The 11,851-nt window shown below is 74.8% G+C and carries 9 protein-coding genes and 1 pseudogene; 8 read left to right on the top strand and 2 right to left on the bottom strand.

What is annotated here, in order from left to right:
- Positions 1 to 101: 101 nt before the first annotated feature.
- Positions 102 to 1,460 carry a 4-aminobutyrate--2-oxoglutarate transaminase gene (gene gabT, locus ACI782_RS16350; protein ID WP_456911048.1) on the top strand — a complete coding sequence of 453 codons (1,359 nt, stop codon included), beginning with the start codon at positions 102 to 104 and terminating at the stop codon, positions 1,458 to 1,460.
- A complete protein-coding gene (locus tag ACI782_RS16345) occupies positions 1,457 to 4,600 on the top strand; it encodes an NAD-glutamate dehydrogenase domain-containing protein (RefSeq protein ID WP_456911046.1) in 3,144 nt (1,047 codons plus the stop codon). The genes gabT and ACI782_RS16345 overlap by 4 nt, the downstream gene beginning before the upstream one ends.
- Positions 4,601 to 4,650: 50 nt before the next feature.
- Here ACI782_RS16345 and speB read toward each other — a convergent pair whose 3' ends face one another.
- A complete protein-coding gene (gene speB / locus ACI782_RS16340) occupies positions 4,651 to 5,604 on the bottom strand; it encodes an agmatinase (protein ID WP_456911044.1) in 954 nt (317 codons plus the stop codon).
- A 40-nt stretch (positions 5,605 to 5,644) separates the two neighbouring features.
- On the bottom strand, positions 5,645 to 6,853 hold the full coding sequence (locus ACI782_RS16335; protein ID WP_456911042.1) for a saccharopine dehydrogenase C-terminal domain-containing protein: 1,209 nt from the start codon (positions 6,851 to 6,853) through the stop codon (positions 5,645 to 5,647).
- A 109-nt stretch (positions 6,854 to 6,962) separates the two neighbouring features.
- Here ACI782_RS16335 and ACI782_RS16330 point away from each other — a divergent pair, with 109 nt between their 5' ends.
- The 6 genes and pseudogenes from ACI782_RS16330 to ACI782_RS16305 all read left to right on the top strand — a co-directional run bounded on the left by ACI782_RS16330 (position 6,963) and on the right by ACI782_RS16305 (position 11,691).
- Complete coding sequence (locus ACI782_RS16330) at positions 6,963 to 8,471, top strand: APC family permease (RefSeq protein WP_456911040.1); 1,509 nt, start codon at positions 6,963 to 6,965, stop codon at positions 8,469 to 8,471.
- Positions 8,468 to 8,893, top strand: coding sequence for a universal stress protein (locus ACI782_RS16325; protein ID WP_456911038.1), 426 nt, complete (start codon positions 8,468 to 8,470; stop codon positions 8,891 to 8,893). Before ACI782_RS16330 ends, ACI782_RS16325 begins: the two co-directional genes overlap by 4 nt.
- A gap of 10 nt (positions 8,894 to 8,903) precedes the next feature.
- Positions 8,904 to 9,515: pseudogene (locus ACI782_RS16320) on the top strand (NAD(P)/FAD-dependent oxidoreductase); the annotation flags it as partial.
- Positions 9,461 to 10,075 (top strand): NAD(P)/FAD-dependent oxidoreductase, encoded by a 615-nt coding sequence (locus tag ACI782_RS16315; RefSeq protein WP_456911169.1) that lies wholly within the window; start codon positions 9,461 to 9,463, stop codon positions 10,073 to 10,075. The pseudogene ACI782_RS16320 and the gene ACI782_RS16315, both read left to right, overlap by 55 nt.
- Before the next feature lie 584 nt (positions 10,076 to 10,659).
- Positions 10,660 to 10,977, top strand: a complete 318-nt coding sequence (locus ACI782_RS16310; RefSeq protein ID WP_456911036.1) for a hypothetical protein — start codon at positions 10,660 to 10,662, stop codon at positions 10,975 to 10,977.
- A gap of 255 nt (positions 10,978 to 11,232) precedes the next feature.
- On the top strand, positions 11,233 to 11,691 hold the full coding sequence (locus ACI782_RS16305) for a cupin domain-containing protein (protein ID WP_456911167.1): 459 nt from the start codon (positions 11,233 to 11,235) through the stop codon (positions 11,689 to 11,691).
- Positions 11,692 to 11,851 lie beyond the last annotated feature (160 nt).

The following is an 11,851-nucleotide window of genomic DNA, read 5'->3' as shown; positions in this document are numbered from 1 at the left end:
CTCGGGACGCCGCAGTGGACAGTACCGCCGACGGGCCGCGGGGCCCACGCTGGACGCCGGGTGCCACCCGTCCGGGGCGGCCGGCCTGCGAGGAGCTGGAGATGACTGACGTGCTCACCGGAACCGAACCCCTCCGCCAGGAGCGGCGGCTGGTCACCGAGGTGCCCGGGCCGCGGTCACGGGAGCTGGCCGCCCGCCGCGCGGACGTGGTCACCTCCGCCGTGGGCAGCGTCCTCCCGGTCTACGTCGAGCGGGCCGGCGGCGGGGTGGTCGTCGACGTCGACGGCAACTCGCTCATCGACCTCGGCTCGGGGATCGCCGTGACCAGCGTCGGGAACTCCGCGCCCGAGGTGGTGGCCGCGGTGCAGGCGCAGGTCGCCGCCTTCACCCACACCTGCTTCATGGTCGGCCCGTACGAGGGCTACGTGGCCGTGTGCGAGGAGCTGGCCCGGCTCACCCCCGGCGACCACGAGAAGCGCTCGGCGCTGTTCAACTCCGGCGCGGAGGCCGTGGAGAACGCGGTCAAGGTCGCCCGGGTGGCCACCCGCCGCTCGGCGGTCGTCGTCTTCGACCACGCCTACCACGGCCGCACCAACCTCACGATGGCGCTGACCGCCAAGAACATGCCCTACAAGCACGGGTTCGGGCCGTTCGCCGGCGAGGTCTACCGGGTCCCGATGTCCTACCCGTTCCGGGACGAGCCGGGGATGACCGGCGCCCAGGCGGCCGCCCGCGCGATCTCGGTGATCGAGTCGCAGGTCGGCGCGGACAACGTCGCCGCGGTGCTCATCGAGCCGATCCAGGGCGAGGGCGGCTTCGTCGTCCCGGCGCCCGGCTTCCTCCCGGCGATCGCCGACTGGTGCACCCGGTCCGGCGCGGTGTTCATCGCCGACGAGATCCAGACCGGCTTCTGCCGCACCGGCGACTGGTTCGCCTCCGACCACGAGGGCGTCGTCCCGGACCTGGTCACCACCGCCAAGGGCATCGCGGGCGGCCTGCCGCTGGCCGGGCTCACCGGCCGTGCCGAGCTGCTCGACGCCGTCCACACCGGTGGCCTCGGCGGCACGTACGGCGGCAACCCGGTGGCCTGCGCCGCCGCGCTGGCCACCATCCGGACCATGCGCGAGCAGGACCTCGCCGGCGCCGCCCGCACCATCGAGGCCACGATGGTGCCGCGACTGCGCGCGCTCCAGGAGCGCACCGGCGTGGTCGGCGACGTGCGCGGCCGCGGCGCGATGATCGCCGTCGAGCTGGTCAAGCCGGGCACCACCGAGCCGGACGCCGAGCTGACCACCCGCGTCTCGCGGGCCTGCCACGCGCAGGGGGTCGTCACGCTGACCGCCGGCACGTTCGGCAACGTGCTGCGCTTCCTGCCCCCGCTGGTCATCGGGCAGGACCTGCTGACCGAGGCGCTCGACGTCCTCGACGCCGTGTTCGACGAGCACACCGCGACGCGGTGAACGCCCCGGCCACCGTCGGCACCCGCCGGCGGTTGACCCTGCGGCCCGAGCCGGGCGCGCCCGGCGGCGACCGGGTCCGCGGCCTGGTCACCTGGCCCGGCGAGCGGCCGTTGCTCGCCGACGTCGTGCCGGTCTTCGACCGGCTCGGGGTGCGGGTGGCCGACGCGGCACCCGCGACGGCGGACGACGGCGCCCCGGCGTCCCGGCTCGAACTGGTCCTCCCGCCCGGCAGCGCGGCCGGCGCGGCCCTGCCCCGGCTGGAGTCGGCGCTGGCCGCGGCCTGGGCAGGGGAGACCGAGCTGGACGGCCTGTCCCGGCTCACCGTCGGGGCGGGGCTGCCGGTCCGGGACGTCGCCGTCCTCCGCGCGGCCTGCCGCTACCTCGCGCAGGTCGGCCTGGGCCTGTCGCGCGGCTACGTCGAGGAGACGGTGCTGGCCGCCCCCGACTTCGCCCGCGCGCTGCTGGCGCACTTCGCCGCCCGGCACGACCCGGACGCGGCCGACCCCGCGGCCGCGGCGTCGGCCGCCGGGCACCTCGCCGAGCTGCTCAGCCGCACGACGAGCCTCGACCAGGACCGCATCCTGCGCGGCCTGCGCGACGTACTGGCCGCCGTGGTGCGCACCAACCGCTACCAGGTGGACGCCGACGGCGCGCCCCGCCCGGCGCTGGCGCTGAAGATCGCCTCCCGCGACCTCGACCTGCTGCCGGCGCCCCGGCCGGACATGGAGACCTTCGTCTGCTCACCGGCGATGGAGGGACTGCACCTGCGCGGCGCCCGGGTCGCCCGGGGCGGCCTGCGCTGGTCGGAGCGGCCCGAGGACTTCCGCACCGAGGTGCTCGGCCTGGTGAAGGCCCAGATGGTGAAGAACGCGGTCATCGTGCCGGCGGGCGCGAAGGGCGCGTTCGTCGTCCGCGGCGACCTGCGTGGCCTGGACCGCCCGCAGCTGCAGGCCCGCGTCGCCGAGGCCTACCGGACCTTCGTCGACGCCCTGCTCGACGTCACCGACGACCGCGACGGCGACCGCGTGGTGCACCCGCCGCGGACCGTCGTGCACGACGGCCCCGACCCCTACCTGGTCGTGGCCGCCGACAAGGGAACGGCGACCTTCTCCGACCTGGCGAACGAGGTGGCCGAGCGCCGCGGCTTCTGGCTGGGCGACGCGTTCGCCTCCGGCGGCTCCACCGGCTACGACCACAAGGCCATGGGCATCACCGCCCGCGGCGCGTGGGTCTCGGTGCGCCGCCACCTGCGCGAGCTCGGCGTCGACCCGGACGGGGAGCTGACCGTCGTCGGGATCGGGGACATGTCCGGCGACGTGTTCGGCAACGGCATGCTGCTGTCGGACCGGCTGCGGCTGGTGGCCGCCTTCGACCACCGGCACCTGTTCCTCGACCCGGACCCCGACCCGGCCCGGTCCGCGGCCGAGCGCCGCCGGCTGTTCGCGCTGGCCGGCTCGTCGTGGGACGACTACGACCGCGCCGTCCTCTCCCCGGGCGGGGGCGTGTTCCGGCGGGACGCCAAGACCGTGCCGCTGTCCCCGCAGGCGCGGGCCCGGCTCGGCGTGGACGCCGCGGAGCTGTCGCCGGCCGAGGTGGTCCGGGCGGTGCTGCGGGCGCCGGTCGACCTGCTGTGGAACGGCGGCATCGGCACCTACGTCCGGGCCGACGACGAGACCGACGCGCAGGTCGGCGACCGCGCCAACGACGCGGTCCGGGTGACCGCGGGCGAGCTGCGCTGCCGGGTCGTCGGCGAGGGCGGCAACCTGGGCCTGACCCAGCGCGCCCGGGTGGCCGCGGCGCGGCGCGGGGTCGCGCTCAACACCGACTTCATCGACAACTCCGCCGGCGTCGACACCTCCGACCGCGAGGTCAACCTCAAGGTCCTGCTGCAGGGCGTGCCCCGCGCCGAGCGGGACACGGTGCTCCGCGCGGTGGAGGGCGAGGTCGCCGCCGCGGTGCTGGCCGACAACGCGCTGCAGGCCCGGGCGCTGTCGGTCTGTGCGGCGCAGGCCCCGTTCCTGCTCGACCGGCACGCCCGGCTGATCAGCGACCTGGAGCGGCAGGCGGGCCTCGACCGCGGCCTGGAGCAGTTGCCGGGCGAGGCGGAGGTCGAACGGCTGCGCCAGGCCGGCTCCGGGCTCACCCGGCCCGAGGCGGCGGTGCTGCTGGCCCACTCGAAGAACCTGGTGCGCGAGGAGCTGCTGGCGAGCGACCTGCCCGACGACCCGTCGACGGCCGGGCTGCTGTCGGCCTACTTCCCGCGGGCGGTGCGCGAGCGCTGGCCGGACCGGGGGGCCGCCCACCCGCTGGCACGGGAGATCGCCGCCACCCAGCTGGCCAACGACCTGGTCAACCGCGTGGGCCCGGGCTTCCTGCTGCGGTTGGAGGAGCGGCACGGCGTCCCGACGGCGGTCGCGGCCCGCGCCTACACGGTCGCCACCCGCGTCCTGGACCTCGACGCGGTGTGGGCGCTCGTCGACGGCGAGGTGCCCCTGGCGGTGGAGCGGCTGGCGCTGCCCGAGCTGCAGGCGGCGACCGAGTCCACCGCCGACCGGCTGTTGCGGGCCCACCCCGACCCGGCGCGGTTGACCGCGTCGGCGCCCGCGCTGGCCGCCGTGGTCGCCGAGCTGGCCCCGGCCACCTGGCTGGACCGTCCGGGCGCAGAGGGCGACCGCGCCCGCGCGCTGCGGGACGACCTGGTCGCGGCCGGCGCCGCGCCGGAGCTCGCCGCGCGGGTCGCCGTCCTCGGCGCCCAGGCCGACCTGGTCGACCTGGCGGCGCTGGCCCGCGAGACCGGCGCGGGGATCGGCCGGGTGGTGGCGGCGCACGCGGCGGTGGGGGAGCTGCTCGACCTGCCCCGGCTGCACGCCTGGACGGCCGAGCAGCCCGGCGACTCGCACTGGGTGGTCGCCGCCCGCGCGGCGCTGCGGGAGGAGATCGACCAGCACCGGGTCGCGCTCACCGAGGCGCTGCTGCGGGACGCAGGCGGGGACGTCGAGCGGTTCGCCGCCGGCCGGTCCGCGGCCATCGCCCGGTTCGCGCAGGTGCGCGACCAGGCCGGCGGCGTCCGGGACGACGCCGTGGCGCGCACCTGCGTGGCCGCGGCCGAGCTGGCCCGGCTGGTGCGGGCGCCCGCCTGAGGACCGCAGGCCGTGCGGCGTCCGGCCCCGGGCGCCGCACGGCCCGGACGTCAGGCCTGCCGGTTCAGCGCCAGCACCGACAGCAGCTCGTAGCCGACGTGCGCGGCGGCGATGCCGGTCAGCTCGGCGTGGTCGTAGGGCGGGGAGACCTCCACGATGTCGGCGCCGACGACGTCGACCCCGACCAGCCCGCGCAGGGTCTGCAGCAGTTCCCGGCTGGTCAGCCCGCCGGCCTCCGGCGTCCCGGTGCCCGGGGCGTGCGCCGGGTCCAGGACGTCGATGTCGACCGAGACGTAGACCGGCCCGTCCCCGAGCCGGCGGCGCACCCGGTCGACCGCGCCGCGGACCCCGTCGACCTCGTAGTCGTCGGCGCGCACCACCTGGAAGCCGAGGACGGCGTCGTCCTCGAGGTCCTGCTCGCTGTACAGGGGGCCGCGGATGCCGACGTGCACCGAGCGCTCGAGGTCGATCAGCCCCTCCTCGCTGGCCCGCCGGAACGGCGTGCCGTGCGTGTAGGGCGCTCCGAAGTAGGTGTCCCAGGTGTCGAGGTGCGCGTCGAAGTGCAGGACGGCCACCGGCCCGGAGTCGCGGGCCAGCGAGCGCAGGACGGGCAGTGCGATGGTGTGGTCGCCGCCGATGGTGAGCAGCTGCGCGCCGCCCGCCCGCAGCTCGGTCATCTCGCGGTCGATGGTCGCGATGGCGTCCGCGAGGTCGAACGGGTTGACGCCGATGTCGCCGGCGTCGGCCACCTGCTGCGTGCCGAACGGGGTGGCGTCCAGGGCCGGGTTGTAGGGGCGCAGCAGCTTGGAGCTCGCCCGCACGTGTCCGGGGCCGAACCGGGCACCGGGCCGGTAGCTCACGCCGGAGTCGAACGGGACGCCGACGACGGCGACGTCGGCACGGGAGACCTCGTCGAGGCGGGGGAGCCGGGCGAACGTGGCCGGGCCGGCGTAGCGGGGGACCCGGGTGGCGTCCACGGGGCCGATGGGGGTCTGCTGTTCCACGGGGTCGCCTCCAGGGAGGTCGGGCGGGGTGGCCTGATGCCTACCCGCCCTCGCGCATCCCCCAGGGGGAGCCGTAGGCGGTGAGCAGGTCGAGGAAGGGCACCGCGTCGAAGGCCTCCGGGCCGAGCACCCCGCGGCCCCGCCACTGCCCGGTCGCCAGCAGCTCGAGGGCGACCACGGGGTTGACCGCGGTCTGCCAGACGACGGCCTGCGACCCGTACTCGGCCATCGACCAGGCGTTGTCGACGACGTGGTACAGGTACACCTGCCGCGGGCGGCCGTCGGTGCCGGTGCCGCTGACCCAGAGCCCGGCGCAGGTCCTGCCGGTCATCAGGTCGCCGAGCCCCGCGGGGTCGGGCAGCGCGGCGGCGACCAGGTCGCGGGGGGAGACCTCGACGTCCCGGACCCGGACGGGCGTGGTGGAGTCCAGGCCCAGCTCGTGCAGCGTCTTGAGGATGCCGATGAAGTGCGAGCCGAGCCCGTACTTGAAGGTGACCCGCTTCGCGTCGACCCACCGCGGCATGAGGAGCACCTCCTCGTGCTCCACGTTGACGCACTCGACGGGGCCGATGCCCTCCGGGAAGTCGAAGACCTCCGGCCCGCTGAACGGCTCGGTCGTGTACCAGCCGCGGTCGCGCTCCCACACCACCGGCGGGTTGAGGCACTCCTCGATCGTCGTCCAGATGTTGAACGACGGCGCGAAGACGTGGCCGCGGACGGTGAGGTCCGAGCCGTCCCGGACGCCGAGCTCGTCGATCTCGGTGAACAGGTGGTCGGCGGCGTAGCGGGCGAAGACGTCGGAGAGCCCGGGCTCCACGCCGATGCCGACCAGCGCCAGCCGTCCGGCCGCCTCCCACTCGCCGGCCAGGGCGAACTGCTCGTCGCCGAGCTTCACCCCCGTCTCCTCGTGGGGCCGGTCCGGATGGGGGCGGGACAGCGACATGGCCATGTCGAGGTAGTCGACGCCGGCGGCCAGCGCGGCGCGGAACAGCGGCATCACGAAGCGCGGGTCGGTCGCGTTGAGCAGCGCGTCGCAGCGGTGCTCGGCCAGGAGCGCGCGGACGCCGTCCTCGTCGCTCGCGTCGACCCGGGCGGCCACGAACCGAGGGTCCCCGGTCGCGGCGACCGCCTTCTCCGCGCGGGCGAGGTCGTAGTCGCTGACGACGAGCCGCTCCACGAACCCCCGACGGGCCGCGATCGCGGCGACCGCGCTGCCGACCCCGCCGGCGCCGACGAGCAGGATGCGCATCTCCCACCTCCACAGGTGGCGGCCACCCTAGCCACTGCTTCCGTGGCTTCGACAGGTTTGAACCCGGCAAACCCTTGCCGACAGGCGGTTGTGCTGCGATAACCGTCGCATGAGCGCGGACCCCGCGGACCCTGCCGTCCGCCCGGACACGGAGGCCACCCTCCGGCCGGGCGCGATCGGCTTCGTCGACGCCCTCGTGATCGGGCTGGCGTCCACGTCGCCCGCGTACTCGCTGGCGGCCATCATCGGCGCCCTGGTGGCGCTCACCGGGGTCAACGCCCCAGGCGTGCTGCTGGCCTCGTTCGTGCCGATGCTCCTGATCGCCTCGGCCTTCGCCGCGCTCAACCGGGTCGACCCCGACTGCGGGACGACGTTCTCCTGGGTGACGCGCGCCATGGGGCCGTGGGCGGGCTGGATCGGCGGCTGGGCGATCACCATGACCGGCGTCCTGATCATCGGGTCGCTGGCCAACGTGGGCGTCGTCTTCACGCTGCGGACGCTGAACCTGGACGCGCTGGCGGAGAACACGGCGGTCGTCCTCGTGCTGACCGTGGCGCTCATCCTGCTGATGACCTGGATCTGCGTGCTGGGCACCGAGCTCTCGGCCCACCTGCAGAACGGGCTGATCATCGCCCAGACCCTCGCCCTGCTGGTCTTCGCCGCGGTGGCGATCGTCCGCGGGGTCACCGGCGACAGCCCGCTCGGCGGCCTGGACCCGAGCTGGAGCTGGCTCAACCCGTTCGGCGCCGGCGGCGCGGCGCTGTCCGGAGGGCTGCTGCTCGGGGTCTTCGCGTACTGGGGCTGGGAGTCGGCGGTCAACCTCACCGAGGAGACCCGCGACTCGACCTCCACCCCCGGCCGGGCCGCGATCGCCTCCACGGTCGTCCTGCTGGTCACCTACGTCGGCGTCGCCATCGCCGTCCTCGCCTTCGCCGGCACCGACTACCTGGCGGAGAACGCCGACGAGGAGGAGGCGATCTTCGCGCTGCTGTCCACCGAGGTGATGGGCGGCTGGGACTGGGTGGTCCTGCTGGCCGTGGCCACGGCGGCCATCGCCTCCACCCAGACGACGATCCTCCCGGCCTCGCGCACCGGGCTGTCGATGGCGCGGCGGCACGCGTTCCCGCGCCGCTTCGGCCACATCTCGCCGCGGCACCGCACGCCGGACGTGTCGACCTGGTGGGTGGGCGGCATCGCCAGCGTCTGGTTCGTCGCGGTCAGCCTGCTCAGCGAGAACGCGCTGTTCGACTCGATCACCGCGCTGTCGCTGCTGATCGCCTTCTACTACGCGCTGACCGGCATCGCCTGCGCGGTCTACCACCGCCGGCAGCTGACCCGCAGCGTGTCGTCGTTCCTGCTCATCGGGGTGGGTCCGCTGGTCGGGGCGGGGCTGCTGATCTGGTTGCTGGTGCTCGCGATCCGCGACATCGCCGACCCGGAGAACTCCTACACCGGGCAGGCCTGGCTGGGGGTCGGACCGCCGCTGGTCATCGGGGTGGGCATCTTCCTCGTCGGCGTCGTCCTCATGTTCGTCTGGCGGGCCAGGGACGGCCGGTACTGGCAGGAGCGCCCCGGGATCGCCGGTGACCGCATCGAGGTCGACGAGGACCTGCGGTGAGCATCGTCCTGGGCTACGACGAGTCGCCCGGGTCCCGGCCGGCGTTGGAGATGGCGATCTCGCTGGCCGCGCGCTTCGACGAGCCGCTGGTGCTGGTCTACGGCGTCGAGCCGCCGGGCGGGGTCGGCGAGGAGTTCCAGGCCCACCAGCGCGCGATCGCCGAGCTGGGCCGGACGGCGGTGTCGCACGCGGTGGAGGAGGCCGAGAAGGCCGGCGTCGCGACGGAGGTCGAGGTGCTGTCGGAGAAGCCGGCGCAGGCGCTGATCGACGCCGCACACCGGCACGACGGGCGGGTGATCGTCGTCGGGACGCGGGGCGAGAGCCCGCTGCGCGGCGCGTTCCTCGGGTCGGTGTCGCACAAGCTGCTGCACCTGTCCGACCGCCCGGTGCTCTGCGTCCCCGCGACCGAGGACGGCGACTGAGGCGATCGCGGTGCGGCCGCCCCGCTCGCTGTCGCTCTGGCACGACACGCTGCCGGCCGGTGAGCTCGAACGGCGACGCCCGGCGCTGACCGGCCGGACCGAGGCCGACGTCGCCGTCGTCGGGGCCGGGTTCACCGGGCTGTGGACCGCCTACCACCTCGCCTGCCGGGACCCGGGGCTGCGGATCGTCGTCCTCGAGCGCGAGTTCGCCGGTTTCGGTGCGTCCGGCCGCAACGGCGGCTGGCTCTGCGGCCTGCTGCCGGTCGAGGAGGACGCCGTGGCCGCCACGTCGTCCCCGGCCGCGGCCGCTGCCTGGCGGCGCGCCGCCTGGACCACCGTCGACGACGTGCTCCGGATGGCCGAGGCCGAGGGCATCGACGCGCGGGCGGACAAGGGCGGCTGCCTGTGCCTGGCCGTGTCGCAGCCGCAGGCGGGCCGGCTGCGCGCGCAGGTGGCGGCCGCACGGCAGCGGGGGTTCGCCGAGGAGGACCTGCGCTGGCTCTCCCGCGCGGAGGCGCGGCAGCGGGTCGCGGCCGACGGGGTCCTCGGCGCCACGTTCACGCCGCACTGCGCCGCGGTCGACCCGGCGCGGCTGGTCCGCGGGCTGGCCGAGGCGGCAGAGCGGCGCGGCGTCGGGAGACGCTCAACGACGCGCGGCGGCTGTTCGTCTACGCCCAGCGCACCCGGAACGGCCGGATCGTGTTCGGCGGGCGCGGCGCGCCGTACCGCTCCGGGTCGCGCACCTCCCCGTCCGCCGAACGGGCTCACGGCGTGCACGACGCGCTGCGGCGCAGCCTCGCCGAGCTGTTCCCGGCGCTCGCCGAGGTCCGCGTCACCCACCGTTGGGGCGGCGTGCTGGGCGTGCCCCGAGACCGGTGGCCGTCGGTCGGCTTCGACCCGGCCACCGGGCTCGCGCACGCCGGCGGCTACAGCGGGGACGGCGTGGCGCTGGCCGCCCTCGCCGGTCGGACGCTGGCCGATCTGGTCACCGGCCGGGACAGCGAGGTGGTCCGGCTGCCGTGGGTGGGGCACCGCTCATCCCGGTTCGAGCCCGAGCCGCTGCGGTGGCTGGGCGTCAACGCGGGGATCCGGCTGGCCGGGCTCATCGACGACCGCGAGCGGCGCACCGGCCGCCCGGCCCGCCTGCTCGACCGCGCGATGACCGCCCTGACGGGGCACTGACCTCGGCCGTCGTCCGGTGTGCACGAGCCACCCGCGCCGGTGGCGAGCAGGGCGCGGACCCGTGCTGCCCGGCCGGGAGGAGGGCTCGGGACCGCCCGGCGGTGAAGGGGCACAGTTCGCGGAGGACGAGGCTATGACGATCCGCTCCCGGCCGCTGATGGCGACACCGCCACCGGTCCTCGGACGGCGTCCGTGGGGAGGCCGGGCCCATCTCGGCGTCCGGCCCGACTCCGTGCCTCTCCCATCAGGGTGACACTCGTCCAGGTCGCGACCGGACATGGTGCACGTCCCCATGTCCCCCCACCCGAGCACGCACAGTCGGTGCACAGACGACGCACGGCCGGCTGGACACGTGCCGGGCCGCTGCTAGTACGGTGTTCGTCCCGTCGCCGGTGAGCTGTGCCACCGCGAACGAAGGACGATCTCGAGGCTGGCCATCGACGGGCGGCAGTCCGCTACAGCGCCAGGGGGCGATGGCCTTGAGGAGACGTCTCGTAGCAGTTCCGGCGGTCGCGGCACTGGCGACCACCACGACAGCGACCGCGGTCTTGCTCGCGCCTGCGGCGACGGCGGGAACCGTGCCCGTGGTCACCACGACCTGTCCTCACACGCTCACCGTTGCCACGTTCGAGCCAGGGAACGAGGTGTCAGGCAACGCGACCGTGACCTCACGGGATGGGGCAGACCGGTTGAACCGGGGCGAGGGGCTCTTCCTCCTCGAGGAAGGCACGTCCAGGCCGTTCACCCAGGCGGTGCATCTGGGCGCCGAGAGCGAAGTGAGCCAGACCTTCTCGTTCACCGCCACGGGGACCTCACTGAGCGCTTGCCTGCTCGCAACGACTCAGGGTGGCGGTGAAGAGAACGTCGGCACCGTGTGGACGAACGTGACGGCTCAGGGCTAGCGCTGCACATCGGGTCGGCTCGCGGCACGAGGCCCTCCGACCGCCGGGCTCCTGTCCCTGAAGCAGCCCTTCGTCCCAGAGCGGCCCGTTCAGGGACACCCGGTGCGGTACTCGCTGAGTCGGTGCGCCTTCGGGTGATCCGCGGACGACTGGCGCCCCGTCGTCGCGTCGGGGCGCCACGTCGCTGGGCCCTTCTGGCCGGCGTGCCCCAGACCGTCGACATCGCTCGAATCGCATCAACTGGGAGTGAGCCGCATGTCCTCGCCACAGTTCGTGCCGCCGGGCACCGGAGCGCAGGTGACCGCCTTCGGTTCCACCTACACGATGAAGACCGACGGTTCCGCCACCGCAGGAGCGTACTCCCTGGTGGAGGAGGAGTTCTGGGGTGAGACCACCCCTCTTCACCGTCACACGAACGCCGAAGAAGCCTTCTACGTACTGTCCGGAGAAATGGCGGCGTGGATCGGCGACGGTGAGACCCTGGCGAGGCCGGGGACATTCCTCGTCGTGCCGCGCGGTGTGGCTCATGCCCTGCGCCGGGTGTCCGACGCGCCGGTGCGGATGCTCACGGTCGTGTCCCCGCCGGGACTGCAGGGCTTCTTCGACACGGTGGCCCGAGTCGGTGAAGAACAGCTCCTTGCAGACCCACAGCGCCTGCTGCAGCTTGCGACTGAGTACGGCAGCGAGATCCTGGGCGACCATCCCGGCCCGTAGAGGACTCCCCGGCGTGCTGTCCCGTCTGGCTCGGGCAGCTGGGGTGCGGTGCCCGTGTCATCGGCGGGACATGGAGCCAGGCGACGCCTCCGGAGTCGCCTCCCGGGCGAGCCTGGCTCGGTGCCCGCTCAGGGACACCCACGATTGCGCTCGAGTCGGT

This window comes from Geodermatophilus sp. SYSU D00703 (assembly GCF_054050155.1).
Note: the sequence above shows the minus strand (reverse complement) of the source record. Positions and strands in the feature narration are given on the sequence as shown.

Excerpts from the sequence above, each read along its gene's own strand:
- ACI782_RS16335 (WP_456911042.1), bottom strand. The coding sequence starts at position 6,853 with ATGCGCATCCTGCTCGTCGGCGCCGGCGGGGTCGGCAGCGCGGTCGCC.
- gabT (WP_456911048.1), top strand. The coding sequence starts at position 102 with ATGACTGACGTGCTCACCGGAACCGAACCCCTCCGCCAGGAGCGGCGG.
- ACI782_RS16305 (WP_456911167.1), top strand. The coding sequence starts at position 11,233 with ATGTCCTCGCCACAGTTCGTGCCGCCGGGCACCGGAGCGCAGGTGACC.
- ACI782_RS16330 (WP_456911040.1), top strand. The coding sequence starts at position 6,963 with ATGAGCGCGGACCCCGCGGACCCTGCCGTCCGCCCGGACACGGAGGCC.